Genomic DNA, 26,826 nt, shown 5'->3' on the forward strand with positions numbered 1-26,826 from the left:
CGCCGGTCCACCTGGGCCGGCGTCCCTCGTCGGGAAGGCCGGACGACGCCCTGCCTCTCCGGCTCCGGCAACCGGCACCTGGTGCTCGGCCGGCTGCTCGGACGTCGTACCTCCGCACCGACGGGCTGGCCTCCGCCGCCGACCTCGACTCGGCGGGCGTGGTGCCTGCGCCTGTCCACCCGGCCGGTCGGGCGGCGGACGGGAACCAGGGCGCCGGGCGTGGCAGGATCGGCGGGTGCACATCGGGTTGCTCGGGCCGTTCCAGGTCACCACGGACGGCGGTGTCCCGGCCGACGTGCCGGGCGCGCGGCTGCGCGGGCTGCTGGCCGCCCTCGCGCTCCAGCCCGGCCGCGTGGTCCCGAAGGCGACGCTCGTCGACTGGATCTGGGGCGAGCAGCCGCCGGCCGACGCCGCGAACGCGCTGCAACGGCTGGTCTCCCGGCTGCGCAAGGTGCTGCCGGCGGGCGCCGTCGACGGGCTGCCCGACGGCTACCGGCTCGCCGTCGAGCCCGACGCCGTCGACGCCGTACGGTTCGAACGTCTCGCCCGCCGGGCCCGCGAGGGTGACGGGCCGCAGCGGGTACGGCTGCTGCGCGAGGCGCTGGGCCTGTGGCGCGGCGACGCGCTGCGCGACGTCGGCCTGCCCGACAGCCCGGCGCTCGACGCGGCGGCCACCCGGCTGGAACGGCTGCGCCTGACCGCGACCGAGGACCGGTACGACGCGGAGATCGGGCTCGGCCGGGAAGCCGACCTGATCCCGGAGCTGACCGACCTGGCGGCCGCCCATCCGGTGCGCGAACGGCTCGCCATGTCGCTGATGCGCGCGCTCGTCGCGGCCGGCCGGGACACCGAGGCGCTACTGGTCTACCAGCGCACCGCCGACGCGCTCGCCGACGCGCTGGGCGCCGACCCGTCGCCGGAGCTGTCGACGCTGCACGTCGCCCTGCTGCGCGGCGAGACGGTACGCCGGGAGGACACCCGCCGGACCAACCTGCGCGCCGAGCTGACCAGCTTCGTCGGGCGGGACGCCGACCTCGCCGCGGTCGGCGCGCTGGTGACCGGGCACCGGCTCACCACGCTCACCGGTCCGGGCGGCTCCGGGAAGACCAGGCTGGCTACCGAGACCGGGCGCCGGATGACGGGCGACCTGCCGGACGGCGTGTGGCTGGTGGAGTTCGCCGCCGTCAGCGCCGACGGGGACGTGGTGCAGGCGACGATCTCCGGGCTCGGCCTGCGCGACGCGCTGCTCGGCGACGCGGGCAGCGCGGAACCGGCCGACCGGCTCGTCGCGGCGATCCGGGACCGGGAGATGCTGCTGATCCTGGACAACTGCGAACACGTCGTCGACCAGGCGGCGGCCCTGGCGCACCGGCTGCTCGGCGAGTGCCGGCGGCTGCGGATCCTGGCCACCAGCCGGGAACCGCTGGGCATCACCGGGGAGACGCTGTGGCCGGTCGCGCCGCTGGGCCTGCCGGACGGCGACGCTCCGATCGCCGAGGTCGAGTCGTCGCCCGCCGTCCGCCTGCTGCGGGACCGGGCCGCTGCGGTACGCCGGGATCTCGCCTTCGACGCCCGTACCGCGACGACGATGGCGCGGATCTGCCGCGCGCTCGACGGTATGCCGCTGGCGATCGAGCTGGCCGCGGCGCGGCTGCGCACCATGTCGGTCGACCAGCTCGCCACCCGGCTCGACGACCGGTTCCGGCTGCTCACCGGCGGCAGCCGGACCGCCCTGCCCCGGCACCGGACGCTGCGCGCGATGGTCGACTGGAGCTGGGAACTGCTCAGCGACGCCGAACGCGCGGTGCTGCGCCGGCTGTCGGTGTTCTCCGGCGGGGCGAGCCTGGACGCGGCCGAGCGGGTCTGCGCCGGCGGCACCGTCGAGCCGGGCGACGTGCTCGACCTGCTCACCGCGCTGACCGACAAGTCGCTGCTGGTCGCCGCCGGTGACGTCGCGCCGCGCTACCGCATGCTCGGCACGATCAAGGAGTACGCCGCGCAGCGGCTCGCCGAGGCGGGGGAGGAGGACAGCGCGCGCCGCGCGCACCTGGCGTACTTCACCGCGCTGGCCGAGACCGCCGAGCCGCGGCTGCGCCGCGCCGACCAGCTCACCTGGCTCGCCCGGCTGGAAGCCGAGCACGACAACATCACCGCCGCGGTGCGGGGAGCGCTCGCCGCGGGTGAGGCGCGCGAGGCGATGCGGCTCGCGGCCGCCGCCGGCTGGTACTGGTGGCTCGGTGGCCACCGCACCGAGGGCATGGAACTGATCCTCGCCGCCACCGAGGCGCCGGGCGACGTGCCCGACGATATCCGAGCCGTGGTGTACGGACTCGTGGTGCTGTTCCTCAGCTCCGGGCCGGGCGACGCCCAGCACGCGGCCGAGTGGATCCACAAGGCGTACCGGTTGAGCGGGGAAGACCACTGTGGTCACCCGGAGCTGGCTCTGGTCGTGCCGATGGAGCGCATGCTGCGGGAGCCGGACGCGCTGCTGCCCGCCTGGGAGTCGCTGCTCGACCACGAGGATCCGTGGGTACGCGCGCTGGCCCGGCTGCACCTGGGCAAGCTGCGGGTCATCCTCGGCGTCGAGGCGGCGGAGGCGCAGGCGTGCCTGCGGCAGGCGCTCGCCGAGTTCCGGGCGGTCGGTGAACGCTTCGGGATCTCGTTCGCGCTCAGCGAGCTGGCCGAGCTGATCGCCGTACGCGGTGACGTCGCCGCCGCCTGCGACTACTACGAGCAGGCAGTCGCGGCGGTCACCGAGGTCGGCGCCGTCGAGGACGTGATCCGGATGCGGGCGCGGCTGGCTTGGCTGTACCGGCTGGGCGGCGACGAGACGGCGAGCGCGGCCGCGCTGGCCGAGGCGCACCGGCTCGCCGCGGGGGTCGCCTGGCCGGGCGCGCTGGCCGAGCTGGCGCTGGCCGAGGCGTACATGGCCCGCCACGACGGCGACGCGGACGAGGCGTACGCGCAACTACGGGCGGTGTCGGCGCTGCTCGGCGACGAGGCGGACCTGGCGAGCGTCCGGGCGGGTACCCAGGATCTGCTGGGTTACCTGGCCGAGGACGTCGAGCAGGCTCGTACCCATCGGGCGGCGGCGTGCCGGGCGGCGCGCGAGGGTGGCTACGCACCGCTGACCGCGCAGGTGCTCGTCGGTGTCGCGGACCTGGCGTTGCGGCTGGACCGGCCGGACCAGGCGGCGCGGCTGCTCGGCGCCGCCACCGCGGTACGCGGGCTGCCCGACCGCGCCCACCCCGACGTGCCCCGGATCGGGGCGGCGGCGCGCGACCGCCTCGGCGACGCGGGGTTCGCCGAGGCGGTCGCACAGGGCCGGGAGACCGGCTGGGAGCGGCTGGTCGAGGTCACGCTCGCTTCGTGAACGTGGACCGCGCCCACAGGTAGCCGACCACCGCGATGCCGGCGCACCAGACGACAGCGGGGACCACGTCGCCGGCCGACGGCGCGCCGTCGAGCAGGCCGCGCAGGGTCTCGATGATCGGCGTGAACGGCTGGTACTCGGCGAACTGCCGCAGTCCCGGCCCCATCCTGTCCGCCGGGACGATCGCGCTGCTGAAGAACGGCAGCAGGACCAGTGGCACGGAGGCCATGCCCGCCGACTCCGGCGACTTCGCGAACAGGCCCAGCGCGACTGTGAACCAGCTGACGGCGACGCTGAGCAGCACCACCACGCCGGCCACGCCGAGCCAGTGCAGGGGATCGGCGGCCGGGCGGAAGCCGAGCAGGAACGCCACCCCGACCAGGGCCGCGACCGCGAGGACGTTGGTGAGCACGGTGGCGATGACGTGGCCGGTCAGCACCGCGCCCCGGGAGACGTGCATGACCTTGAACCGGTTGATGACGCCCCTGGTCATGTCGGAGTTCACCGCCGTCGCGGTGCCGCCGAGGCCGTAGCAGACAGCCAGCAGCATCAGGCCCGGCGTCGCGTAGTCGACGTAGTCGACGCCGACGGAGAACGCGTCGCCGAGCATGTACACGAACATCAGCATCACGATGATCGGCATCAGCACCGCGTTGAACACCGAGGTCGGGTTGCGGCGCAGGTGCGTCAGGTTGCGGCGCAGCATGACGACCGAGTGGTTCCTGCTCACTTGGCGGCCACCTCCGGGGTACGGCCCGTCAGGGCCAGGAAGACGTCGTCGAGGTCGGGGGTCTGCACGGACAGGTCGCCGGCGCTGATCGCGTGCGCGTCGAGCCGGTCGAGCAGGGCGCGCAGCGCCGCGGTTCCGCCGTCGGTGGGCACCCGCAGCGCCAGCGACTCCTCGTCGCGTACCGCCTCGGGCAGCACCAGTGCCGCCGCGTCGAGTTCGGCGACGGTGCCGAACCGCAACCGCACGTGCGTGCCGGGGATCCGGCGCTTCAGCTCCTCCGGCGTGCCCTGGGCCACCAGCCGGCCCTGGTCGAGCACCGCGATCCGGTCGGCGAGGCGGTCCGCCTCGTCGAGGTACTGGGTGGTGAGGAAGACCGTCACGCCGCCGGCCACCAGATCCCTGATGATCGACCACATGGTGCGCCGGCTGCGCGGGTCCAGCCCGGTCGTCGGCTCGTCCAGGAAGATGATCCGCGGCTCGCCGACCAGCGTCATCGCCAGGTCCAGCTTGCGGCGCATGCCCCCGGAGTACGTCGACACCAGCTTGTCGGCGGCCCCGACGAGGTCGAACCGCTCCAGCAACTCCGCGACGACCCGCTTGCCGGGCACCCGGTTGCGCGGGCCGAGGTCGACCATCAGTTGCAGGTTCTCCCGCCCGGTCAGCAGTTCGTCCACCGCCGCGAACTGCCCGGTCACGCCGATCGCCGCGCGGACCGCCTTCGCCTCGGTGACGACGTCGTGCCCGGCGACCCGCACCGACCCGGCGTCGGCGCGGATCAGGGTGGTCAGGATGTTGATCGCTGTGGTCTTGCCGGCCCCGTTCGGGCCGAGCAGGGAGAAGATCGTCCCGGCGGGGACGTCCAGGTCGATGCCGTCGAGCACCACCTTGTCCCTGTACGCCTTGCGCAGCCCGGAGACCGTTATCGCTGAACTCGTCATGCGACCACCGTGGGCGGCCGTACCGCCACCGCCCTGACACGGCGCTGACACGGCCGCTGACAGCTTGTCGGTGGGCCGGCGCGATCCGCCTCCGGCCCGATCCGGGGCGACCACTGGTCCGCCAGGGCCCGGGTGAGCGAGCATGGTCGGCATGGCCGGGTCGACGGGTGCGAGGCTGCCGCTGCAGGGTGGGCTGCCACCCGGCGAGGCGCTGACCGGCGCGGTGGTGGAGATCGCCTGCGACGAGTCCGGCTTCTCCGGCACCAACCTGCTCGATCCGGCCACCCCGGTGATCGTCCACGCCAGCGTCGACCTGAGCCGCGACGAGGCGGCCGCGTTGATCCGTACGCTGCGGTCCGGGTTCCGGTTCTCGCCCGACGAGGTCAAGTCCCGGCAGTTCCTGCGCCGCCGCGAAGCCGCCGAGGCGGTGCGGTGGTTCCTGTCCGCGCTGCGCGGCCGGGCGCACGTGTACCTCGTCGACAAGGAGTTCTTCCTCGCCACCCGGGTCGTCGACCTGCTGCTGGCCGAGCCGTCGTACGCGGCGGGCACCCGCCTGGCCGGTGACCGGCGTCCGGCCGCGGCGGCGCTGCACCGGGCCGGGCGGGCGGCCGGGCCCGAGTGGACGGCCTTCCTCGCCGCCGTCGTCGAGATGCTGCGCACCAAGCGGCGGGACCGGGCGGACGACCGGAGCGTGGCACGGTTCTTCGCCGCCCGGGACGCGTTACGGCGTCACGTCGGCGACGCGCAGGCCGGCGCGGTCCTCGACGCGCTCGGCCCGGCCCGGGTGGCAGCCGTGCAGGCCCGGTTGTACACGGGCGACCGGACGATCCCGCCACCGCTGGAGCCGCTGCTGCCGGCGCTGGCCGAGACCGTCCTGCACTGGAGCGGCGGCCGGCGGCGCGTGCTGGTGATCCACGACGAGCAGAGCGCGCTCACCGAGGACCGGCTCCGCCGCCTCCAGGCGGCACTGGCAGCGGGCGACCCGGCCGGCCCGTCACCGCTGGCCGGGCTGGTGATGACCGATTCGCGCGACGACCCGCGCGTCCAGGCCGCCGACCTGCTCGCCGGGGTGGCCCGCCGGATGCCCGGCATCCCCGGCGACGGACCGCTGCGCCCGCTGCTGTCCCCGCCCTCCGGGGACGCCCCGGGTGCCGCCGCTGTAGCGCACGATCCGGGCGCTGTCGCCGCGACGCACGATCCGGGCGCCGTCCCGGCGGAACAGGAGGCGACGTGATCCTCGACGACGTGACGCCGACCGGCGGGGTGCACTGCGAGACCACCACGCTCGGCGTGCTGACGAGGCACTCCGGCCTGGACCTGTCCGAGCCGATGCTGTTCGGTCTCGGCGAGGGGCTCGGCTTCGTCTACTGGGACGCCAAGGGCATGGACGTGCCGTTCCTCGGCGGGCGCACCAAGCCGCTGTGCGTGACCCGGGCCGCCGCCGTTCGCCTCGGGCTGGACCTGCGCGTCCGGGAGACGACGTCGGCGGCCAGGGCGTGGCGGAACGTCACCGAGGCGCTGGACGCCGGGCACCCGGTCGGCCTGCAACTGGACTCGTACCACCTCGACTACTTCACCACCCGGGTCCACTTCGGCGGGCACACAGTCGCCGTGTACGGCTACGACGACTCACACGCCCACCTGGTCGACACCGCCCAGCAGGGCGGCGCGGTGACCACCACGCTGGACAGCCTGGCCCGGGCCCGCGCCGCCCGTGGGCCGATGACCGCGCGCCACCTGTCGTACACGCTCACCGTGCCCGGCGGCCCGCCGGACCTGGACGCCGCCGTCCGCGCGGCGGTACGCGCCAACGCCGGGGCGTTCCTCGACCCGCCGATCGCCAACCTCGGCCACCGGGGGATCGCCACCGCCGCCGCCCGGGTGACCCGCTGGCTGGACCGCGCCGCCGACCCGGCACGCGACCTTCCGCTCGCCGCGACGCTGATGGAGCGCGGCGGCACCGGCGGCGCGCTGTTCCGCGCCCTGTACCGGGACTTCCTCGCCGAGGCCGCCACCGTCACCGGCGACGCCCACCTGCGCCGGGCACAGCTGATGTACGCCGGCATCCCGCCGCTGTGGACCGCCGTCGCCGACCACATCGCCACCGCCGGGCGGACCGGAGACGCCGCCCACCTGACCCGCGCGTCTGCGGTCCTCGCCGAGCTGGCCGTCCGCGAGCGCGAGGCGATGACGGTGCTGGCCGCCGTCGATGCCGGGTAGGCGTCAGCCGAGCTGCTCGGCCAGCGCCACGATGACGCCCGCCGGGCCGCGCAGGTAGCAGAGCCGGTAGACGTCCCCGTACTCCGCCACCTCACCGATCAGCTCACCGCCGTGGGCCCGCAGCCGGGCCACCGTGTCGTCGACGTCGTCCACGGCGAACATGACCGACCGCAGGCCCAGCGTGTTCGGCGGGGCGTCCGGCGGCTCGGCGGCGACGAGTGCCGGCGCCCGGAACCGCGTCAGTTCGAGCTTGCCGTGGCCGTCCGGCGTCCGCATCATCGCGATGTCGACACGCACGCCGTCGATGCCGTTGACCCGGTCCACCCACTGCCCTTCGACCGGCATCTCGCCCTCCACCTCCATCCCGAGTTCGGTGAAGAAGGCGATCGCGGCCGGCAGGTCGTCCACCACGACGCTGACGTGGTCCATCCGCTGAAGCGTCACGCCCCGAGCATAGGGCGACGCCCGGCATGGTCAGCTCATGTCGAGCGTGTACGCGGCCTCCCGCACGTCGGCGTCCGGGTGACGGCGCAACCCGACGAGCAGGTCCCGCCACGGCGTCTTCCACCCGAACTCCGACCCGTGCGCGACGAGCGCCACCGCGAACAGGCCACCGGCCAGGTCGCCGCGCCCGGCGAGGTGGCCCACCGTCTCGGCGAGGGCCGCCGGATCGGGCCGCCGCCGCGTGGTGAGCAGACGATCGCGGACGCGTTGCGCGGTGCGGACCGCGGTCACGGGCCGACCGGCGCAGAGCGCGGCGACCTCGTCCAGGTCGTCGAGCCGGCCGAGGTCGACGAGCAGCCCGGTGGCCGTACCCAGGAAACCGTCCTGGCGGGCGAGCCACTGCGCCGCCTCGACCAGCCCGGCCCGGTCGGCGCCGGCGGGGCGGCTCTCGGACCACAGGGCCGCGCCCTCCGCGAGCGACTCGACGCGCCGCCGGGCCGGCCGGTCGGTCACCGGGCCGCCCGGGTCGCCGTCGGCGGCGTCCCGCTCCACCAGCCGGGCCAGCGCGGCGCGAAACGCCGCGTCGCCACCGGCCCGCAGCAGGTTCGCCACCCCGATGGCCGGCGTCGTCTCGTCCGGGTCGGTGAGCCGGTCCACGACCAGGTCGGTGACGCCGGTCAGCCACTGCGACCACTCACCGAGCGCGTCGAACGCGGCGCGGCGGACCTCCCGGTCGTCGGCCCGGCACGCCTGCACCACCAGCGTGGCGTAGGTGCGGCGGTGGCGCTCCGAGATCTCCGACGGGTACGCCCCGAGCACCGCCCGCCGCTCCTCGCGGCCGGCGTCCACCGCCGTGCGCAGCACGGTCCAGGTCGCCTCGGTGCCCAGCCGCTGCCGGGCGGCGGAGACGATCGCCGCGCGCACGTCGCGGTGTGTGCCCGGATCGGCGTACGTCTCGCCGAGCGCCGCCATCGCGTCCACGTGCGAATAGCGGGCCAGCAGCCGGGCGGCCTCCTTGCGGCTGGTGACCTTCGCGGCGCCGGTGAGCACCCCGCCCAGCAGCTCGACCAGGCGGGCCGGCGGGACGTGGCGGGCGGCCCGTCCGGCGGCGTACAGCGCGACGCGCGCCCGATCGCCGTCGGCGTACCGGAGCAGCAGCGGGAACGCCTCGTCCGGCCGGTCGGTCCAGACCAGCGCGCCGAGCGCCGCCTCGGCGACCGGCACCTCGGACGCGCCGACGTGGCGCAGCACCAGATGGCGTCCGGCCGGACCGGCCCCGGCGGCGGCCCGGATCGCCGCCGCCCGCTGCCACACCCGGTGGCCGGAGTCGGCGACGACGCGCGCCTGAAGCGCCACGAAGCGTTCCTGGTGGCGGGGGAGCCACCGCTGTGCGTACGGCGCCGGGCCGGGCACCCACCGCTTCCCGTTCTCCACGAATCGGCCGCGCGGCGGTCGGTCCAGCACGCGGTCGAGCAGGTCGGTGCGGGACGTGCAGACGATCGCCCACACCTCGTGGATCGCCACCGCCGACGCGTCGACGCCGAGCACCTCGGCGACGCGCCGTGATCGGGTACGCGGATCGGCGAGCCACAGCCCGGCGGCCGTCCGGGCCACAGCGGGCAGGGTGTCCGGCCCGATCGCCCGGCGCAGCAGGTCCTGCAGCTCCGGCAGCCGCCAGGCCCGCCGGCCGAGCGCGTGGGTGAGCGCGAACAGCAGCCCGTACCGGCCGCGCGCCATGCCCGCCTCGATCCGGCTCCGGAGCCGATCGAACACCACCCTCTCCTGGCCGTGCCGCAGCACCGTGTCGAGCCGGCGCAGCACCGGCACGTTCGCGTCGCCGCTCACCGCGTCGATGGTGAGCAGTGCCCACTCGGCCAGCTCCGGCACGTCCACGTGAAGGGTGAGGACGTCGACAGCGAGCCGGCTCAACGCGGTGGTGGTGGTCGCCGAGGTGTCCCGCGCGTCGACCGCGTCGGTGGTGAGCCCGGTCAGTCCACCGGCGCTCGTGGCGGTGAGCAGCGGCGCCACAGTCGCCAGCGCGGTGAGCGCTGCTGCGCGTACCGGGTCCTGCTCGTTGCGCAGGCGGCCCAGCCGGACCACGACCTCGGCCACCGTGTGCGGGTCACGGGAGCGGCGGGCGGCCGCCACCAGCAGCCGCCACCCGTCCGCCCGTTCGTCCGCGTCGCCGGAGCGTAGCGCCGCGCTCGCCGACGCGGACGCCTCCGGCCACGGCAGGTACGCGCTCCAGAACCGCACCTGCTCCTCCCGCTCCCGGACCGACGGGAGGGTCAGCACGCGGGCCGCCTCCCGTGCCCGTACTGTCGCCGGCAGCATCTCCATCACCGCGGCGCCGGGTAGCAGCGCCGCGGTGTCGGTGTCGGCCAGCGCTCCGTCGTACAGCTCGGCCCGGCGGTTCGGCGGCACGGCGCGCAGCAACGCGGCGAGCGCCTGGTCGTGCTCCCGCAGCCGGGCGGCCAGCGGGACCAGCTCACCCGTGGGCAGCGTGGCGAGGCGGAGCAGCAGCGCCCGGGGCAGCACGATCCGTGCCAGCCAGGCCGCGCGGTCGGGCGAGATGAGCAGGCGTACGACCCGGCGCGCGTCGTGTGCGGCGAGCCGCCCGTACGCGACGAGCGGGCCGGGCAGCGACTCCTCGGTCGCGTACGCGTCGAGCAGGTCCAGAGCCCGCGCGGGCTCACCGCGCAGCACCGCGCCGGCGACCTCCGCCCAGATCCGCCCGCGCGACTCGGGCGGGGCCGCGGCGAGCCGCTCACCGGCGCGCGTCAGCACGATGTCGCTGTGCGTCCGCATCAGCCGTTCCGGGTTCAGCGCGTGTTCCAGGTCGGGCAGCCAGGCCCGTACCGTCTCGGGGCCGCAGGCCGGCAGCAGCGCGGCGGCCTCGTGGTCGCCGAACCGCTCGCGTACCCCGATGATCAGTGCGACGGCGACGGCGACGGCGGGCGACGGCCGGCGGCGCAGCGCCCGGTAGACGCGCCGCCGCGCGTTCGCCGGCCGGTCGGTCAGGTCGGCGGGCGTCACGCCGGCCCGTACGGCGGCGGTCAGCGCGGTGGCGGCGATCGCGGGCTCCGGGTCGTACGTCGCGGCCAGGACGGCCGCGGTGTCCCGGCCGGCCAGGGCGGCGAGCAGCGCGAGACGCCGCTCGTACGGGCCGTGCCGGCGCAGGTCGGCGCAGACCTGCGCACGGTCGGGCGCGGTGCGTGCCCATGCCACGAGACGCCGCGTCCGGTCGCGGTGGGACAGCGGGTCGAGGGCGGTCAGCAGGTCGCGGGTGGCGGTGAGCACGGCGTTCATTGTGCCGGTGCGCGGGCGGGCGCTGCTGTCCCTCGCGCTTATTCCGCAACTCCTATGGAAATTGTAGATTTTCAGCTCACTCCCAGCTGTCCGGGATTGACATTAATCGGACCGTCGGGGATATTCCTAGCGGCGCGTCGGGGCGCGGGGCGGAGCAGGCGAAGTCTGCGGACTTCACCTGCGTGACGTGCGGAAAGGTGTTCGTGCTGCCCCTGCTCCGCGGGGTCCGGATGAGGTTGGGAAATGATTAATCGGGCCGTCGAATTCGCCAAGCACAATTCACCGAATTCTCTGCGCGTCACGGCCCGGCGGGCACAGATGGAAGCGCGTAACGCCCGCATGCGACTCACCGTTCCGGTGGTGGCCCGCAGCGAGTTCGACAACATCTTCCACTGCACCGTCCGCAAGACCGGCAGCCAGTGGATCAAGGCGTTGTTCAGCGACCCGGCCGTCTACCGCCACTGCGGGCTGCTGCCCTACGACCCGCGCTTCTACGCCGGCGGCGCGACCGCGCCGGTGCCGGCCGGCCGTATCGGCCTGGCGATCTTCCTCTCCCACAAGCGGTTCGAGGCGGTGCCCAAGGCCGGCAGTTACCGCGCGTTCTTCGTGATCCGCGACCCGCGCGACGTGGTCGTCTCCAGTTACTTCTCGCTGCGCAACTCGCACGCCCCGATGGGCGACATCCCGCAGGCACGCAAGACCCTCCAGGAACTGCCGAAGAAGGAGGGCATGCTCTACGTCATCGACCGCCTGCGCGACAAGAAGCAGTTCGGGCAGATGCGGTCCTGGGCGGTCGCGCCGAGCGACGAGACGTTCCGGCTGTTCCGCTACGAGGACCTGACCGGCGAGCGGCAGGCAGACGAGGTCGACCAGCTCCTGCGGCACTGCGGCATCACCCTGCCTCCGGCCGAGCTGGAGGCGCTGCTGACGCGCTACAGCTTCACCAAGATGAAGAAGTCCAAGGAGACCCCCGGGCGGATCTCCCACTACCGCAAGGGTGCGTCCGGCGACTGGCGCAACCACTTCGACGACGACGTCTACGCCGCGTACACGAAGGCGGCCGGTGACCTCGCCGAGATCCTCGGCTACCCCGCCTGCGACGAGACCCCCGCCCGCTGACGATCGCCGTATGCTCCTGCCGTGGAGCTGCGGTTCACCACGCGGGCGTCCGGCTCGGCCTGGATCGACACCGTGTGGACCTGCACCAGCGATCGGGTCGACGAGATGACCTCGGTGGCGACGCCGTGCTGGGGGCTCGTGTTCTGGCAGCGCGACGGGCGCTCGTACGCGGCCGTCTCCGGTCCCGAGACCGCTACCGGCACGGCGCCGGTGCCCGAGGGCGCCACGTTCGTCGGCATCGAGTTCGCGGTGGGCACCTCGCTGCGGCTCGTGCCCACGCCCGACCTGGTGGACGGCGGCGCCGAGCTGCCCGACGTGGGCCGCCGGACGTTCCGGCTCGACGGCGGCCGGTGGCCCACGCCCGGACCGGACGACGCCGAGGCCCTGGTGGAGCGGCTGGTCCGCGCCGGCACGGTGGTCCGCGACCCGCTCGTCACCGAGACGCTGCGCGGCGGCCGTCCACCGGCGTCACCGCGTACCCTCGAACGCCGGTTCCGGGCGGCGACCGGGCTGACCCGGGGCGCGGTGCGGCAGATCGACCGCGCGCGCCGCGCCGCCGTGCTGCTGGCCGCGGGTGGCCCGCCCGCCGACGCGGTCGCCACCTTCGGGTACGTGGACGAACCGCACCTGGCCCGCGCGCTGCGCCGGTACGTCGGACGGACGGCCGGTGAGCTGCGCGCGAACGCCGGCGGGGCGATCGCGCTGGACCCGGCTCAGCGGGTCACGTCGTAGATCAGCTTGACGACGCCGTTGGGGTAGGTGGCCGAGTCGCGCAGACGCAGCGTCTGCCGGTCCCGGTCCGCCTGGCTGAACAGGCCCTTGCCGGCGCCGAGCAGCACCGGGAAGACGAGCAGGTGGTACCTGTCGATCAGGTCCGCCTCGGCGAGACGGCGGGCGAGTTCGGCGCTGCCGTGGATGAAGATGTCGCCGCCGTCGCCCTGCTTGAGCGCGGCGACGTCGGTGGTGCTGCGCAGGATCGTCAGCGGTCCCCAGCCGTCGACCAGCGCGTCCTCGGGCAGGGTGGACGACACCACGTACTTCGGCAGGTCCCGGTAGGCGGCGTGGTCCTCGGAGTCGCGCCAGGTCGGCGCGAACGCCTCGTAGCTGCGCCGCCCGAACATCAGCGCCGTGGTCTGTGCCAGCTCCTCGCCCTTGAGCGAGAACGCCTCGGGCAGGAACTCGATGTCCTTGACGACCCAGCCGCCGCTGCGGTGCTCCTCGCCCGGACCGCCGCCGGGGGAGTCCACCACGCCGTCGAGCGACATGAATCCGGTGTAGACGAGATCACGCATGCGGCAATGCTAGGGACGGCCGCCACCCGCTGTCTTGTACGGAACCGACACGCCTCAGCAACCGCACGACGCGCCGGCCGGGGCGGTGAGGTCGTCGGCGGGCCGCCGGACCAGCCCCGCCTCGGTTCGTACCGGGAAGCCCTCCCGCACCCAGTACTCGTACCCGCCGATCATCTCCTTGACCGGGCGGCCGAGCCGGGCGAACTCCAGCGCCGCGCGGGTGGCGCCGTTGCAGCCCGGCCCCCAGCAGTACGTGACCACAGTGGCGTCCGCCGGTACCAGCTCGCCCGCCCGGCCGGCGATCTCCGCCGTGGGCAGGTGCACGGCGCCGGGGACGTGCCCCTGCCGCCACGCCGGAAGGGAGCGCGAGTCGACCACGATCAGGCCCGGGACGCCCGCCTCCAGGTCGGCGTGCACGTCGCTCACGTCGGCCTCGAAGGCGAGCCGGGCCGCGAAGTGGGCGAGGGCGTCGGCGGGACGGGCGGGGGGAGTACGCAGAACGTTCGACATGGCACCCATCGTGGCGGCCGCCGTCCGGTCGCTCCAGTGGCGCGAGCGACGCTGTTCGCTAAGATCCCGCCATGGACCGTGCCACCGTCTCCGTGCTCGCGTACGAGGGCATGTCGGCGTTCGAGACCGGGATCGTCACCGAGGTATTCGGCCTGCCCCGCCCGGAGTTCGACGTCCCCTGGTACGAGCTGGCCGTCTGCGCGGAGACACCCGGCGCGGTGCGGCTGGTCGGCGGCGCGACGCTGCACACCGGCCACGGCCTCGACACGTTCGCCGCCGCCGACACGCTGATCGTGCCGGGCGTCGCCGACGTGCACGCCGACCCGTCGTCGGCGCTCACCGACGCGCTCCGCGCGGCCCACCGGCGCGGTGCCCGGATCGTGTCGATCTGCTCGGGCGCGTTCGCCCTGGCCGGCGCGGGACTGCTCGACGGCCGCCGCGCCACCACCCACTGGCGGTACGCCGGCCTGCTCGCCCGGCGCCACCCGGCGGTACGCGTCGACCCGGACGTGCTCTACGTCGACGACGGGGACATCCTCACCAGCGCCGGCAGCGCGGCGGGTCTCGACCTCTGCGTCCACCTGGTCCGCCGCGACCACGGCCCGACGATCGCCAACGCGGTCGCCCGCCGGCTGGTCGTACCGCCGCACCGCGAGGGCGGCCAGGCGCAGTTCATCGAGGCGCCGGTGCCGGGCGACCCGGAGGACGACCGGCTCGCCGCGAGCATGTCCTGGGCGCTGGCGAACCTGAACACCCCGATCACCGTCGACCGGCTGGCGCGGCGGGCGCACATGTCGGCGCGTACCTACCTGCGGCACTTCGCGCGGGCCACCGGCACCAGCCCGATCCGGTGGCTGATCGACCGGCGCGTCCAGGCCAGCCTGCCGCTGCTGGAGACCACCACCGCGCCGATCGAGGAGGTCGCCGCGACTGTGGGGTTCGAGACGGCGGTGACGTTCCGGCACCACTTCACCGCCGCGATGCGGACCTCGCCGTCGGCGTACCGCCGGGCCTTCACCGGGGCGTCAGGCGGTGCTCACGCGCCGGGCAGAGGGACGACGTAGGAGTCGACGCGGGCGATCAGCCCCTCCCGGAACGTGAACAGGTCGGTGAAGGCGAAGCGGAACGGCCCGTGCTCGGCGCTGACGCCCCGGCCCTCGCCGGTCACCACGACGACCGGCCCGTCCTCGTGCACGCGCTCGACGTCGAGCTGCGGGCTGCCGGTGAACGCCGGGTTCTCGATCTCGCCGTCGAACTCCGTCCGCCCCCGGGTGGTCCGGTGGCCGTGGATGACCCACTCGACGTCGTCGGTGAGCGTGGCGAGGATGCGCTCGTGGTCGCTCGCCCGGAAGCCGGCGAAGTATTCGGCGACCAGGTCACGCTGGGTTGCTCGGGTCACTGCTGTCTCCATCGTGGTGGTGTCGGAGATGGGCGGCGAGGGCGTCGAGGATCGAGGCGAGCCCGTCGGCCGCCTGATCGGTGCGCAACTCGGGCGGAAGCTTGCGCTGGTGCACTGTGAGGTCGGTGCCGCACCCGGCGGGCCGCAGCGTGACTGTGGTGCGCAGGCCGGTGACCGGCTCGTCGAACACCAGCTCGCTTGGCGGTTCGACGCGTACGTAGACGAACCGCAGCCGCCCGGTCCGGCCGTCCGGGGCGCGGGTGTCGAGCGCGAACTCCCCGCCGGGTCGCAGATCGACAGTCACCGACGCCTGCGGCACCGTGGCGTGCGAGCCGCCCCAGAACGCCGCGATGCCGGACGGTGAGGTGAAGGCCTCCCACACCCGGTCCGGCAGGGCGGCCAGGTGGCGGCGGGCGATCAGCTCGTCGCCGTGCCGTTCGGTAGCCGCCCTCACCGGGTCGCCTCCGGATCGGAGAGGTGCGTCTCCAGCGCGTCGAGGCGGTCGTCCCAGGCGCGGCGCTGCTCGTCGATCCACGTACTCAGCCGGGTGAGCCGGTCGACGCGCAGCCGGCACGGTCGCCGCGTGCCCTCCCGTCGCTGCTCGACCAGGCCGCACCGGCGCAGGACGCCGACGTGGTGGGAGATGGCCTGCGGCGTCAGGTCGAACGGCTCACCCAGCTCGCCGACTGTCGCCTCACCACGGGCGAGGCGGGTCACCAGGGCGCGGCGGACCGGGTCACCGAGGGCGGCGAAGGCGAGGTCGAGGTCCGGATCGGAGCGCATGCCCTCACGCTATCGCAAACAGTCATTTGCGCAAGCATCCGTTTTCAGTGCCAGTGCCAGTGCCAGCGCCACCGACCACCGCACAGCCCCGCTGACGGCTCGCCGGACCGGCCGGAACCCGACAGCGGGGCCGGGCGTTGGGGAAGTGGCGGTGCTGTTTCGGGTGACGCCGCATCGGGAATTCGTCGGGACGGACCCGGGACGGAGGTCGACGTGAGGACACCGAGTCGCCGTAGACGGATGCTTGGCGTACCCCTGCTCGTCACCGCGCTGCTGGCCGGCGCGTGTGGCGACGGCGGTGCGAACGACGGTGGCGCAGCGGGGACCACCTCGCCGCCGGCCCCTGCCTCGACGACCGCGACACCGTCGGCGTCGGCGTCGGCCTCGTCCGGCGGGCGCGTCACGATTCCGACGTCAGCCTTCGCCGACCTGCCGCCGGAGCTGCGCAAGACCGACGCGCAGCAGATGGAGGTCACCGACGCGCTGCCCGGGTTGTGCGACCAGGAGTTCCGCAGCGGCGGGCGGTCGGTCACCGCGAGCGCCGCCATGATGAGCGCCTACAAGCAGCCCAAGGATCCGCCGGAGAACGTCCCCTACGGCACGCTGCACCAGACCGTCTTCGCCTTCGAGGGCACCGGTGCGGCCGACTACCTGCGCCGGGTCGGCGGCGCGGTGGCGGACTGCCGGTCGTTCCGGGCCCCGGGCGGCACCGTCACCGTCCGGTCCGAGCCGATGGCCGGGACCGGCGACGAGGCCCTGCTGGTGACGGTGAGCCGGCCGGCGACCAGCCTGGACGGCAGCCCGGCCGAGGGCCGCACCACCAGCCAGATCCTCGTGATCCGGGTCGCCGACGCGGTCACGGTCGTGCACGACCAGGGCTGGGAGGGCACCAGCAACGATCCCGGCCTGGCCGACGACGTCGCCCGGTCCGCGGTCCGCGGCCTCGACTCCTGGCAGCGCTAGCAGCAGTGGCCGCGCCGCCGCCCGGCGGCGCGGTCAGGACACGGCGGTACGCACCAGCTCGGCGATCTTCTTCTCCACCTCCGGGCTCCACTTCACCAGCGCGAACGACGCCGGCCACATGTCGCCGTCGTCGAGGTTCGCCGCCTCCTGGAAGCCCAGCGTCGAGTAGCGGTACTTGAACTTCCCCGCGTCCTGGAAGAACACGACGATCTTGCCGGCGGCGTTGGCGTACGCGGGCATGCCGTACCAGGTCTTCGGCGACAGCTCCGGCGCGGCGGAGGTGATGGTCATGTGCACGCGCTCGGCCAGCTCGCGGTCCTCCGGCGCCATCTGCGCGATCCGGTCGAGCACCGCCTGGAGCTCGTCGGCCTTCTTCGCGCCCTTCTTGCCCTCGGCGCGCAGCTCGGCGGCGCGCTCCTTCATCGCGGCGCGCTCCTCGGCGCTGAACCCGTCGGACATCTCGGTTCCCCCTCGTGACTCGCGGTCCGCGTGGTGCCGACCGTCTGACGACAACGCTATGGCGCGGCGGTCACGGTCCGCTTCTCGATTCCTGATCACCTGCCGGGACCACGGCCACCAGGCGCGGCATCTACCATCGCCGCCATGGCAACCCGGCTCGTGCAGATCAACATGAAGGCCCACGACGAGGTGGCGCTCGGCGGCTTCTGGGCGAAGGTGCTCGGCTGGGGGATCTCCAGCGAGGCCCCCGGCGTGACGAACCTCGAACCCGAGGGCCTCACCTACCCGGACCCCCGTGCCCTCTACGTCGACCTCGTCGTCTCCACCGAGTCCAAGACGGCGAAGAACCGCGTCCACGTCGACCTCGCGACCACCTCGGCCGCGCACCATGCGGAGCTGGTCGCGCGCCTGACCGCGCTCGGCGCCACCCCCGCCGACGTGGGCCAGGGCGACGTGCCGTGGACGGTCCTGGCGGACCCGGAGGGCAACGAGTTCTGCGTACGGGAGCCGAACCCGCGGCACGCGGATACGGGGCCGATCGCCGAGGTGGTGGTCGACTGCGCGGACCCGCGCGCCATGGCGGACTTCTGGGGCCGGGCCACCGACTGGACCGTGCACGAGGTGACCGACCGGCAGGCGGTGCTGCGCTCCGCTCGGGGCGTCGGGCCGTACCTGCGGTTCGCCCGCACGGCCGACGCGAAGACCGGGTGGAACCGCGTCCACCTCGACGTCCGTCCCTACCCGGGCGACGACCTGGACGCCGAGGAGGCCCGGCTGCTGGCACTCGGCGCCACCGCCGCCGGCCTGGGTGGGGCCGACATCCACTGGCGGGTGCTCGTCGACCCGGAGGGCAACGAGTTCTGCGTCCTCACCCCGGCCTGACCCACCGGCGGCGCCGCCGACGGGCGGGTGGGCGGGGGCACGCCACCGGGTTCCACGTTCTGATCCCGGGTGACGTCGTCGCGGGCCGATGAGTTTGACACGGTGCGGTGGTCAACCCGTCGAACCCACTGCGAAGGAGCACCGCGATGGCCACTGTCATCTCCACGCTGTTCATCTCGGCCGACGGTGTCGCCGAGATCGACCCCGACTGGCACTTCCCGTACTTCGACGAGAACATGAGCCGCGCCGTCGCCGAGGACTACGACACCTCCGACGTGCTGCTGATCGGCCGGGAGACGTACGACAGCTTCGCCGGCGCCTGGCCGGACCGCGAGGCCGCCGGAGGTGAGGACGCGCCGTTCGCCGAGCAGCTCGGCGACATGCGCAAGGTGGTCGTGTCCCGCCAGCCGCTGGAGTTCTCCTGGCGCAACTCCGAGCTGATCCAGGGCGACCTGGCCGACGCCGTACGCGCGCTCAAGGCCGACGCCGGCATCAAGGGCGTCCTCATCCCCGGCTCGATCTCGGTGGTGCAGCAACTTCTCGCCGCGGGCCTGGTGGACGAGCTGCGGCTGCTGGTGCACCCGGTCGCCGCCCGCAAGGGCCGCCGGCTGTTCGACGAGGGCGACGCGCCGTACCACCTGCGGGTGGCCGAGACCGAGGCGTACCCGACCGGCGTGATCCGGGTGATCTACACCCCGGCCCCGGCGCCGGGCGCTGTCGGCTACGACGACGTCAAGGACCAGGTGCCGGCCGGCAGCTGACGATCGCGGGGCGGCGGCCCGGTGTGCCGGGAAAGGATCCGCCGGTGCGTCGCGCCCCGCTGCTGCTCGGCTACGCCGCCGCCGGGCTGCCGGCGCCGCGCTGGGCGGTTCCGGCGGCGCCCGCACCGCTGATCGTGGACGCGGTCCGCACCATGCCGGACGAGCCGGGCGCCGGGAAGGTTCCTGTACGGCGGCGGTGACAGCGCCTTCGACCGGACGGCCGGCTTCGACGCGGCGTTCGCCGGGAACTGGGCGGCGCTGGTCGCGTACCTGCTGCTCGTCGCGGGCCTGACCGACGCGGACCGCGCCGCGCCGGCGGCCGGCTGACGTCAGGCGGTCGACTCCAGCTCGTCGAAGGCCATGTTCCACCACGACTCCGGATCCGCGAACGCCACCGGGTCGACCGGGCGCAGGTCGTCGCGGATCGCCGCCGCCCGTGCGGCCCGCTCCCGCCCGCCCGGGTCGGTGGCGATGAGCTGCCCGAGCCGGTAGAGGAACTCCACGAACGCGGCGAACGTGCCGTTCACCGTCTCCAGGTTCGGCGTCTCCAGGTCCAGCAGGATCACCGCGCCGGTGCCCGCATCCAGGCAGAACAGCAGCGCCGGATCCTCCGGCGAGGCGCCGAGCACGACGTACGGGCGGGGGCCCTGGTCGCCCAGCTCGATCGACAGCGTGGCGAACAGCTCCACGTCGGGGACCGAGACGTCGACTGTGAACAGGATCGGCACCTCGACCGGCAGTGCGCCGTCGGGCGGGAACACCTCCGGCCCGAGCGGCCCGAGGATCGCGTCGAAGCGCTGGTCGGGGAAGTAGATGACGCCCCGCTCACCCCACAGCGCGGTGAGCTGCTCCCGGGTCACGGTCACGGCTGCGCCTCGTCCTCGTCGACCTCGTCCGCGTCGTCGAGCAGGCCCTGCCGGTCGAGGAACGCGTACCACGCGTCGTCGTCGGTGACCAGCTCGGCGTAGCCGGGGCCGAGCAGGTAGTAGTGCACGAACGAGTCGAGGTCGGGCGCCAGCTCCTCGAACGCGTCGCCCATGAACCACTCGGTGCCGGTCGGCGGGAAGTACCACACCGTGCCGGTCGTCCGCTCCAGGAAGATCGGCTCGTCGCTGCGCGTGCCGACCACCAGCCAGCCGGTCTTGTCCTGCGGGATGGGGGAGAAGCCGGGCGCGTAGTCGAGGAAGTACTGCACCGCGGCGAGCCGGCCGGTCGAGGCCAGCTCGAACGCCCCGGCACGCAGGCCGTCGGCGGCGAGCAGCAGATCACGCAGGCCGGCCGGCAGCTCCGCCGGCACGTCGCGGTCGTCGGCGGGCGCGCCGATCTGCGCGTACGCGAGACTGGCCGGCTCGTCCGCGGCCAGGTCGGCGCGGAGTTCGTCGAGAAGCTGCGCGAGATCGGAAGTCAATCCACTACCTCTATTCGGATCGGGGTTCCGTCCGGCAGATTCTGGATCTGCCCCCAGATCTGGGAGCCGATGTCCGTGTTGGTTCTACCATGCAGCAGCTTGAGGTTGTCGACCGTGTCCGGCCCGCCGAGCTGCAGTTCCCACACGTGGTCGGGATGGTAGTCGCTGAGCCGTTGACTGAGCCGGTTGGCGAGGTCCTTGTCGTGCGGCCAGTACTTGTCCCAGATCTTCTGCCGGATCCGGTCCTTGTAGCCGTCGGTGATGCTCTTGTCGCGTGCCACCGGGTTGGTGGCCTTGTAGAGCTTGCCCTCGTCGCTGAGCTTCTTCAGCGCGGCCATCTTGCGCCGGAACTGGGCGGTGGCGTGGAAGTCGCGGCGCTCGACCCGGACCACCTTCGTGGGCAGGCTCCGGTTGGGCCCGGTGACCCGGACGATCGGCTTCTCCAGCTTCTCGACCGCCTTGCGGACGATCTTGCCGGCGGCCGGTTTCGCGGCGGCGCCCCGGCCGCGCCTCGGGCTAGGCATCGAGCAGTCTCCCGATGACCTGGTCGATGAGCGCGCCGACGATCTCCCGGGTGATGATCTGGAAGATCGGGATCTCGGCCAGCGAGGCGCCGAACGTGACAACGGCGGTGGCGATCGCCTGGGCGACCTGGAACGCGAGGATGGCCAGCTGCACGATCACCGCGATCTTCAGCGCCAGGACGATCGCCGCGCAGATGATCAGCCCGGCGCCGAGCAGCGTCGCCGCGGGCATGCTGTCGTGCAACACGAGCGGACCGTTCTGCTCGCCGCCCCACCACTTCTGGAACGCCGCGATCGCCGGACCGACGTTCTGCGTCCACACCTGCGCGGCAGCGGCGTCCGCCTCGCCGGCCGCCGCCCCGATCCGGCCGCCGAACTCCAGCCACGCCTGGCCCATCTCGAAGAGCTTCTCCTCGTCGGCCGCCGGCCAGGTGTAGCCGATCCAGCCGAGCGCAGTGATCAGCTCACCGGGTAGTTGCAGTCCCACGGCTCACCCCAGTCCGCCGGCGAGCGAGCGCATGGTGCCCGCGCCGTCCTCGTCGACCCGCTCGTACGAGTCGGCCATCCCCGCGATGTCGGCGCCCGCGGAGGTGAACTCGTCGGCGGCCATGCCGAGGCAGTCGAAGATGTAGTTCGCCACCTCGGTGTACGCGATGCCGATGAGCGATCCGATGTCGTCGGCGCCCCACGGCTCGCCGTAGCCCTGCATCCGCGCCTCGAACGCCTCCAGCTCGCCGGTGAACCGCTTGGCCACGTCGCTGACGCCACGCCCGGCGGCCCGGATCAGCGGCGGGTGCACCTCGAAGCCGCCGCCGCTCATCGCTGCCCGCCGCGCGCCAGCCGCTCCTGCGCCTCGGTCAGCGCGTCGAGGAACGACCCGAGCCGGGGTACGGCCGTGTCCCGTACCTCCTGCAACTGCTCCCGCAGCTGCGACATGTCCGCGACCTGCGGGGCCGGGCCGGTCCGCAGCCCGTCGATCGCCGCGTTGACGGCGGTGACGATGTGCGCGGTCAGTTCCTCGGAGCCGAGCCGCATCAGCCGCGGCTCGACGTGCAGCGAGTGGAGCCTGCCGTCGCGGCCCATCTCGGCACGGACCTGCCCGTCGGCGGCCTCGCCCACCGCGGGTGTCTCCGCCTCACCCTCCGGCGGCGGACCCACAGTCCGAAGTGCCGCCATCGTCGCGTCGAGCATGCGGGTGAAGTCGCCGCTCATCGAAGGATCCGCACTCATGAGCCGTTACCTTTCAGTGCGCTTTGGTGAGCACACGGTCGGTAGTCCTGCCTTGCGGTGGGACGGTCCCGGTCTGACCCACGGTTGTGGTGCCGGGTTCACGTTTCGCGGCCACCTGCCCGCGTGTGCGGGTCTTCTGGTCGGCTCCACGTGCTGCCGCCGGGCCACTCCCGGCGGTGTCGAACTCACCGGCCAGAGCGGCCAGGTTGAGGGCGGCGTTGCGGTCGCGGTCGATGACCAGACCACACGCCTGGCACTGGTATTCACGCTCGTGCAGGGCCAGCTTGGCTTTCACCGCGCCGCAACCCGAGCAGGTCTTGGCGGACGGATACCAGCGGTCGGCCAGCAGCAGCCGGCGACCCTGCGCGGTCAGCGCGGCCCCCACGTACTCGGCGCCGAACCGGGCGAACCGGTCCCGGGGCTCCACCACGATCGTCGACACAGTCGGATCACGCAGCAGCTCGAGGAACTTCTCACGGTGGCCTTTGAGCGCCGAGCCGACTTCGGTCACCACCCGGTCCACGCCGAGTTTCTGCCCGGTGGCCCACACGGTCACCCTCGCGACCTGCCGGTCCAGGTCGGCGTTCTGATCAACCGACGACACCCGGGCGTACGCCACCGTCCACCCGGCCCGGGCCCCGGCCGCCGTGCCGGTGACCGGCTCCCCGACCATGATCAGACGACCGAGGCGGTCAGCCGGAACGGGCAGCGTCCCGGACTCGTAACGCCGACTACTGAGGACCCGACACACCAGCAGTTGTCACCCCCAAGGCCAAACGCCACGAGCGTAACCGAGACGGACAAAGGGATTCGCCCCGTGTGCTGCCCCGTCCTGGACAGCGGGTACGCCGGGCGGCGACGATCGGCGGGGCGACGACGGTACGGGCGACGGGAGCGGACCATGACGAAGGCGGACGTGGTGGTGGCCGGTGGCGGCGTGATCGGGATGACGACAGCGCTCACGCTCCAGCGGCGCGGCGCGCGGGTCACCGTCCTGACCGCCCACGATCCGGCCGACACGGTGTCGACGGTGGCCGCCGCGGTCTGGTACCCGAGCCACACCGAGGAGGATCCCCGGGTGTTGCGCTGGGCCCGGGACACCCACGCCGAGCTGCGCCGCCAGGCGGCCGACGGCGTGCCGGGAGTGGTCGACCGGCCCACTCGGATGTGGCTGCGCCACACCTACACCGGCCCGCCCTGGTGGGCCGACGCCTGCGGCGACCTGACGGCCGAGCCGGCGGAGCCGCCGTACACCGCGCTGCTGCGGTTCACCGCCCCGTCGGTGGAGATGACCAGCTACCTCACCTGGCTGCGGCAGCGCCTGGAGGCGGGCGGCGGCCGGATCGTCCGCCGCGCGCTGGGCACGCTCGCCGAGGCGTACGAGGTCGCGCCGGTCGTGGTCAACGCGACCGGCCTGGCCGCCGGCCGGCTCGCCGCCGACCCGGCCGTGTACCCGGCGCGCGGGCACGTCCTGCTGGTGGCGAACCCGGGCCTGACCGTGTCGGTGCGCGACGAGGAGGACCCGGCGGGCGTCACGTACGTGCATCCGCGCCGGCACGACGTCGTGCTGGGCGGCACCTACGAGGCGGGGGTGGGACACACCCGCCCCGACCCGGAGGAGGCGGCGGCGATCCGGCGCCGGTGCGTGGCGCTGGTGCCGCAGCTCGCGGACGCGCCGGTGCTGGGGGAGCGGATCGGGCTGCGGCCGGCCCGGCACGGCGGCCCCCGGGTCGAGGTGGACCCGGCGGACGGGCGGCTGGTGCACGCGTACGGGCACGGCGGGGCCGGCGTGACGCTGTCCTGGGGCTGCGCCGCCGAGGCGGCCGATCTCGCCCTGAGCGCCTGACCGTCCCGGCGGCGCGGACCGGTCGGGAACGCGCGGACCGGTCAGGAATCGAGAAGCCCCGGGCATGCGCCCGGACCTAGCGTTTCCGGCACGGGCCTTCCCGCCGGGGAGGCCACCGGCGAGAGGTCACCGTCCATGGACACGCGCATCCGTCAACTGCACCGCTGGTTCTCCGTCGCCTTCACCGTGACCGTCGTGATCACCTTCGTGGCGCTGGCCCAGAAGGACCCGATCGTGTGGGTCTCCTACGTGCCGCTGCTCCCGCTCGCCCTGCTCCTGATCAGCGGCCTCTACCTGTTCGCGCTGCCGTACCTGCGGCGTCGGCGCACCTCCGCGCGTACGCGCTGACCTGGGGGATTAGCGGGGCCGGTCAGCGGGCAACACTGGCGGATGGAGCAGAAGGTGATGGTGTTCGCCCCGGCCCCGCTGTTGACTGTGACGATCGAGCAGCAGGGCGGCGTACCCGAGCTGCACCTGCACCCCGGCGGGCAGGGGGTGTGGCAGACCCGGATGATCGCGGCGCTCGGCGTACCGGTGACCATGTGCGTGGGTCTCGGCGGCGAGGTGGGCGACGCGGTCCGCAAGCTGCTCGACGACGAGGACGTCACGGTCCGGATGGTGCGGCGGGAGTCCGGCACCGGCTGGTACGTGCACGACCGGCGCGACGGCGAGCGGTCCGAGATCGCCGAGCACCCGGGTGCGCCGATGGTGCGGCACGACATCGACGAGCTGTACACGGTGACGCTCACCGAAGGGCTGCGCGCCCCGGTCAGCGTGCTCAGCGGGCCGGCCGACCCGCAGGTGGTGGACCCGGACATCTACCGCCGCCTCGCCGCCGACCTGAGCGCCAACGGCGGGACGGTGGTCGCCGACCTGTCCGGGCCGTACCTGGAGGCCGTGCTCGACGGCGGCGTGAGCGTGCTGAAGGTCAGCCACGAGGAGCTGCTCGACGACGGCCTGGCCAAGGACGACAGTGTCGAGGCGCTGCGCGACGCCGGTCGCCGGTGCCAGGAGCGGGGTGCGCGGACGGTGCTGATCAGCCGGGCGGGGGAGCCCGCGCTGGCGCTGCCGGAGGGCGGCGACCCGCTGCTGGTGCACGCGCCGACGCTGGAGCTGGCCGACCACCGGGGCGCCGGTGACTCGATGACCGCCGGGGTGGCGGCGGTGCTGGCCCGGGGCGGCGACATGCGGGAGGCGCTGCACGTCGGCGCCGCCGCCGGAGCGCTGAACGTGACCCGGCACGGGCTCGGCACGGGCCGGGCCGAGGCGGTACGCGAACTGACCGGCCGGGTGCGGCTGACCTCGCTGGACGGTGGCGACGATGACAGCTGACCGGCCATCCCGGGTGCTGGTGACCAACGACGACGGCGTGCACGCCCCCGGCATCCGCGCGCTGGCCCGGGCGGCGTACGAGCGCGGAATGGACGTGGTGGTCGCGGCGCCGGAGGCCGAGGCGAGCGGGATGAGCGCGGCGCTGTCAGCGGTGACCGACGACGGGCGGCTGGTGTTCCGCGAGACCGAGCTGGACGGCCTCCCCGGTGTGCCCGCGTACGCGGTGGCGGCGTCCCCGGCGTACATCGCGGTGCTGGCCGGGCTCGGCGTGTTCGGGCCGGTACCGGACCTGCTGCTGTCCGGCATCAACCGGGGCGCCAACGCGGGCCACGCGGTCCTGCACTCCGGCACCGTCGGCGCGGCGCTGACCGCCGGCAACAACGGCATCCGCGCGCTCGCCGTGTCGCTCGACGTGCTCACCCCGGCGGCGGCGAGCGCCGGCAGCGGCGGCGCGGCGATCGCGGTGCTGGACAGCGTCGACGACGAGTCCCGGCACTGGCCGACAGCCGCCGGGCTGGCCGCGACGCTGCTGCCCTGGCTGGCCGGCGCGGGGCCGGGCACCGTGCTCAACCTCAACGTGCCCGACCTGCCGGCCGCGCAGGTGGCCGGGCTGCGCCAGGCGACACTCGCGCCGTTCGGGCAGGTGCAGGTGTCGGTCGCCGAGCGTGGTGAGGGCTTCGTGCGTACGGCGGTGGAGGCGAACGCGGTCCGCGCGGTCCCCGGCACCGACATCGCCTGGCTGGCCGACGGGTACGCCGCGGTGACGGCGATCCGGGCGCTCGGGCACCTGCCCGACGTGGAGCTGCCGGTCGACGGCTGAGGACGGCTCCGCCCCGCCACCGTCGCACGGGTGGCGGGACGGAGAGCGTCACTCGCCGGCCGCGCGCCTGCGGTCGGCCTCGGCGTCGGCGGCGCCCACCGGGGTGCCGTCGCTGTCCCGGTCGGCCCGGGACAGGTCCACGTCGGCGCCGGCCCGGGCGGCGTCGGCAGCCGCGTCGTCGGCGCCGACGACCTCACCGCCGTCGGTCTGTCCGTCGTCAGGGACCAGCCGCCCGGCGGCGGCCAGCCCGATCGGTGCGTACCTGGGGTCGGTCATCTCGTCCTCCTCACCGGTGCTCCTGCCTGAGCGATACCCCGGGGCGGGACGCGGCAACCACGGCTGTCGCTCTCGAGGCAGGTCTGCCTCCCCACCGGCATGAACTCCCGGTCATTCATGGTTGCGTGCAGGTGACCTTTAAGACGCCGTCCGCGCTGGTGTTGCCGCCTCGCTGTTGGGCTGGATGGTCCGGAAGAGTGGTGGCTGG

General features: G+C 74.0%; 32 protein-coding genes. 14 read left to right on the top strand and 18 right to left on the bottom strand.

What is annotated here, in order from left to right:
- The first annotated feature begins 235 nt into the window (after positions 1-235).
- Positions 236-3,373 (top strand): BTAD domain-containing putative transcriptional regulator, encoded by a 3,138-nt coding sequence (locus tag O7622_RS13345; protein ID WP_282313633.1) that lies wholly within the window; start codon positions 236-238, stop codon positions 3,371-3,373.
- On the opposite strand, the gene O7622_RS13350 is transcribed toward O7622_RS13345, so the two are convergent.
- Positions 3,357-4,103, bottom strand: a complete 747-nt coding sequence (locus tag O7622_RS13350) for an ABC transporter permease (RefSeq protein ID WP_282313634.1) — start codon at positions 4,101-4,103, stop codon at positions 3,357-3,359. The genes O7622_RS13345 and O7622_RS13350 overlap by 17 nt on opposite strands.
- Entirely contained in the window at positions 4,100-5,041 is a 942-nt protein-coding gene (locus tag O7622_RS13355; RefSeq protein WP_282313635.1) for an ATP-binding cassette domain-containing protein, read from the bottom strand. Before O7622_RS13355 ends, O7622_RS13350 begins: the two co-directional genes overlap by 4 nt.
- 151 nt (positions 5,042-5,192) lie before the next feature.
- Here O7622_RS13355 and O7622_RS13360 point away from each other — a divergent pair, with 151 nt between their 5' ends.
- Positions 5,193-6,275, top strand: coding sequence for a DUF3800 domain-containing protein (locus O7622_RS13360; RefSeq protein WP_282313636.1), 1,083 nt, complete (start codon positions 5,193-5,195; stop codon positions 6,273-6,275).
- Positions 6,272-7,261, top strand: a complete 990-nt coding sequence (locus O7622_RS13365; RefSeq protein WP_282313637.1) for a BtrH N-terminal domain-containing protein — start codon at positions 6,272-6,274, stop codon at positions 7,259-7,261. Before O7622_RS13360 ends, O7622_RS13365 begins: the two co-directional genes overlap by 4 nt.
- Before the next feature lie 3 nt (positions 7,262-7,264).
- Here the strand turns inward: O7622_RS13365 and O7622_RS13370 are convergent, their stop codons facing one another.
- Positions 7,265-7,690, bottom strand: coding sequence for a VOC family protein (locus tag O7622_RS13370; protein ID WP_047891832.1), 426 nt, complete (start codon positions 7,688-7,690; stop codon positions 7,265-7,267).
- A 45-nt stretch (positions 7,691-7,735) separates the two neighbouring features.
- Positions 7,736-11,014, bottom strand: coding sequence for a hypothetical protein (locus O7622_RS13375; protein WP_282313638.1), 3,279 nt, complete (start codon positions 11,012-11,014; stop codon positions 7,736-7,738).
- A gap of 243 nt (positions 11,015-11,257) precedes the next feature.
- On the opposite strand from O7622_RS13375, the gene O7622_RS13380 reads away from it, so the two are divergent.
- Together O7622_RS13380 and O7622_RS13385 are read left to right on the top strand one after the other, a co-directional pair.
- Positions 11,258-12,133, top strand: a complete 876-nt coding sequence (locus O7622_RS13380) for a sulfotransferase domain-containing protein (RefSeq protein ID WP_282313639.1) — start codon at positions 11,258-11,260, stop codon at positions 12,131-12,133.
- Positions 12,134-12,154: 21 nt separating this feature from the next.
- Entirely contained in the window at positions 12,155-12,865 is a 711-nt protein-coding gene (locus tag O7622_RS13385) for a helix-turn-helix domain-containing protein (RefSeq protein WP_282313640.1), read from the top strand.
- On the opposite strand, the gene O7622_RS13390 is transcribed toward O7622_RS13385, so the two are convergent.
- Together O7622_RS13390 and O7622_RS13395 are read right to left on the bottom strand one after the other, a co-directional pair.
- Positions 12,847-13,425, bottom strand: coding sequence for a dihydrofolate reductase family protein (locus O7622_RS13390; RefSeq protein WP_282313641.1), 579 nt, complete (start codon positions 13,423-13,425; stop codon positions 12,847-12,849). The two genes, O7622_RS13385 and O7622_RS13390, sit on opposite strands and share 19 nt — an antisense overlap.
- Before the next feature lie 54 nt (positions 13,426-13,479).
- Positions 13,480-13,944, bottom strand: coding sequence for a rhodanese-like domain-containing protein (locus O7622_RS13395; RefSeq protein ID WP_282313642.1), 465 nt, complete (start codon positions 13,942-13,944; stop codon positions 13,480-13,482).
- Positions 13,945-14,006: 62 nt separating this feature from the next.
- On the opposite strand from O7622_RS13395, the gene ftrA reads away from it, so the two are divergent.
- Positions 14,007-14,999, top strand: a complete 993-nt coding sequence (gene ftrA / locus O7622_RS13400) for a transcriptional regulator FtrA (protein WP_282313643.1) — start codon at positions 14,007-14,009, stop codon at positions 14,997-14,999.
- Here ftrA and O7622_RS13405 read toward each other — a convergent pair.
- The 3 genes from O7622_RS13405 to O7622_RS13415 are packed head-to-tail and all read right to left on the bottom strand — an operon-like array spanning position 14,972 to position 16,117.
- The gene (locus O7622_RS13405; protein ID WP_282313644.1) at positions 14,972-15,334 is read right to left on the bottom strand and encodes a nuclear transport factor 2 family protein; all 363 of its coding nucleotides are present in this window, start codon (positions 15,332-15,334) and stop codon (positions 14,972-14,974) included. The two genes, ftrA and O7622_RS13405, sit on opposite strands and share 28 nt — an antisense overlap.
- Positions 15,312-15,788 carry an SRPBCC domain-containing protein gene (locus tag O7622_RS13410; protein WP_282313645.1) on the bottom strand — a complete coding sequence of 159 codons (477 nt, stop codon included), beginning with the start codon at positions 15,786-15,788 and terminating at the stop codon, positions 15,312-15,314. The genes O7622_RS13405 and O7622_RS13410 overlap by 23 nt, the downstream gene beginning before the upstream one ends.
- Positions 15,785-16,117, bottom strand: a complete 333-nt coding sequence (locus O7622_RS13415) for a metalloregulator ArsR/SmtB family transcription factor (RefSeq protein WP_282313646.1) — start codon at positions 16,115-16,117, stop codon at positions 15,785-15,787. Before O7622_RS13415 ends, O7622_RS13410 begins: the two co-directional genes overlap by 4 nt.
- 240 nt (positions 16,118-16,357) lie before the next feature.
- Here O7622_RS13415 and O7622_RS13420 point away from each other — a divergent pair, with 240 nt between their 5' ends.
- Positions 16,358-17,080: a hypothetical protein gene (locus O7622_RS13420; protein ID WP_282313647.1), complete on the top strand. Its 723-nt coding sequence runs from the start codon at positions 16,358-16,360 to the stop codon at positions 17,078-17,080.
- 33 nt (positions 17,081-17,113) lie between these two features.
- On the opposite strand, the gene O7622_RS13425 is transcribed toward O7622_RS13420, so the two are convergent.
- Complete coding sequence (locus O7622_RS13425) at positions 17,114-17,539, bottom strand: hypothetical protein (protein WP_282313648.1); 426 nt, start codon at positions 17,537-17,539, stop codon at positions 17,114-17,116.
- Between the two features lie 144 nt (positions 17,540-17,683).
- Here O7622_RS13425 and O7622_RS13430 point away from each other — a divergent pair, with 144 nt between their 5' ends.
- The 3 genes from O7622_RS13430 (at position 17,684) to O7622_RS13440 (ending at position 19,382) form a co-directional block, all read left to right on the top strand.
- Positions 17,684-18,421, top strand: coding sequence for a VOC family protein (locus O7622_RS13430; RefSeq protein WP_282313649.1), 738 nt, complete (start codon positions 17,684-17,686; stop codon positions 18,419-18,421).
- Positions 18,422-18,567: 146 nt separating this feature from the next.
- Positions 18,568-19,182, top strand: coding sequence for a dihydrofolate reductase family protein (locus tag O7622_RS13435; RefSeq protein WP_282313650.1), 615 nt, complete (start codon positions 18,568-18,570; stop codon positions 19,180-19,182).
- Between the two features lie 44 nt (positions 19,183-19,226).
- On the top strand, positions 19,227-19,382 hold the full coding sequence (locus O7622_RS13440) for a hypothetical protein (RefSeq protein ID WP_282313651.1): 156 nt from the start codon (positions 19,227-19,229) through the stop codon (positions 19,380-19,382).
- Positions 19,383-19,511: 129 nt separating this feature from the next.
- On the opposite strand, the gene O7622_RS13445 is transcribed toward O7622_RS13440, so the two are convergent.
- Genes O7622_RS13445 through O7622_RS13475 form a run of 7 tightly spaced genes read right to left on the bottom strand, consistent with a single transcriptional unit; the run spans position 19,512 to position 23,101 of the window.
- Positions 19,512-20,048, bottom strand: a complete 537-nt coding sequence (locus O7622_RS13445) for an SUKH-4 family immunity protein (RefSeq protein WP_282313652.1) — start codon at positions 20,046-20,048, stop codon at positions 19,512-19,514.
- Positions 20,045-20,590, bottom strand: coding sequence for an SUKH-4 family immunity protein (locus tag O7622_RS13450; protein ID WP_282313653.1), 546 nt, complete (start codon positions 20,588-20,590; stop codon positions 20,045-20,047). The genes O7622_RS13445 and O7622_RS13450 overlap by 4 nt, the downstream gene beginning before the upstream one ends.
- Positions 20,587-21,114, bottom strand: coding sequence for an endonuclease (locus tag O7622_RS13455; RefSeq protein ID WP_282313654.1), 528 nt, complete (start codon positions 21,112-21,114; stop codon positions 20,587-20,589). Before O7622_RS13455 ends, O7622_RS13450 begins: the two co-directional genes overlap by 4 nt.
- On the bottom strand, positions 21,107-21,601 hold the full coding sequence (locus O7622_RS13460; RefSeq protein ID WP_282313655.1) for a hypothetical protein: 495 nt from the start codon (positions 21,599-21,601) through the stop codon (positions 21,107-21,109). Before O7622_RS13460 ends, O7622_RS13455 begins: the two co-directional genes overlap by 8 nt.
- Positions 21,602-21,604: 3 nt before the next feature.
- Positions 21,605-21,934 (bottom strand): hypothetical protein, encoded by a 330-nt coding sequence (locus tag O7622_RS13465; protein WP_282313656.1) that lies wholly within the window; start codon positions 21,932-21,934, stop codon positions 21,605-21,607.
- Positions 21,931-22,344, bottom strand: a complete 414-nt coding sequence (locus O7622_RS13470) for a YbaB/EbfC family nucleoid-associated protein (protein ID WP_145752601.1) — start codon at positions 22,342-22,344, stop codon at positions 21,931-21,933. The genes O7622_RS13465 and O7622_RS13470 overlap by 4 nt, the downstream gene beginning before the upstream one ends.
- A gap of 13 nt (positions 22,345-22,357) precedes the next feature.
- Complete coding sequence (locus O7622_RS13475; RefSeq protein WP_282314133.1) at positions 22,358-23,101, bottom strand: IS607 family transposase; 744 nt, start codon at positions 23,099-23,101, stop codon at positions 22,358-22,360.
- 144 nt (positions 23,102-23,245) lie between these two features.
- Between O7622_RS13475 and O7622_RS13480 the strand changes: the two genes are divergently transcribed.
- From O7622_RS13480 to O7622_RS13495, 4 genes are all read left to right on the top strand, one after another.
- Positions 23,246-24,190 carry an FAD-dependent oxidoreductase gene (locus tag O7622_RS13480; RefSeq protein ID WP_282313657.1) on the top strand — a complete coding sequence of 315 codons (945 nt, stop codon included), beginning with the start codon at positions 23,246-23,248 and terminating at the stop codon, positions 24,188-24,190.
- A 135-nt stretch (positions 24,191-24,325) separates the two neighbouring features.
- Entirely contained in the window at positions 24,326-24,538 is a 213-nt protein-coding gene (locus O7622_RS13485) for a hypothetical protein (RefSeq protein ID WP_282313658.1), read from the top strand.
- A gap of 57 nt (positions 24,539-24,595) precedes the next feature.
- The gene (locus O7622_RS13490; RefSeq protein ID WP_282314134.1) at positions 24,596-25,522 is read left to right on the top strand and encodes a PfkB family carbohydrate kinase; all 927 of its coding nucleotides are present in this window, start codon (positions 24,596-24,598) and stop codon (positions 25,520-25,522) included.
- A complete protein-coding gene (locus O7622_RS13495; RefSeq protein WP_282313659.1) occupies positions 25,512-26,342 on the top strand; it encodes a 5'/3'-nucleotidase SurE in 831 nt (276 codons plus the stop codon). The genes O7622_RS13490 and O7622_RS13495 overlap by 11 nt, the downstream gene beginning before the upstream one ends.
- Before the next feature lie 48 nt (positions 26,343-26,390).
- On the opposite strand, the gene O7622_RS13500 is transcribed toward O7622_RS13495, so the two are convergent.
- Positions 26,391-26,618 (bottom strand): hypothetical protein, encoded by a 228-nt coding sequence (locus tag O7622_RS13500; RefSeq protein ID WP_013474689.1) that lies wholly within the window; start codon positions 26,616-26,618, stop codon positions 26,391-26,393.
- Positions 26,619-26,826: the final 208 nt, after the last annotated feature.

The sequence above is a fragment of the Micromonospora sp. WMMD1076 genome (genome assembly GCF_029581475.1).
Taxonomy (GTDB): domain Bacteria; phylum Actinomycetota; class Actinomycetes; order Mycobacteriales; family Micromonosporaceae; genus Micromonospora; species Micromonospora aurantiaca.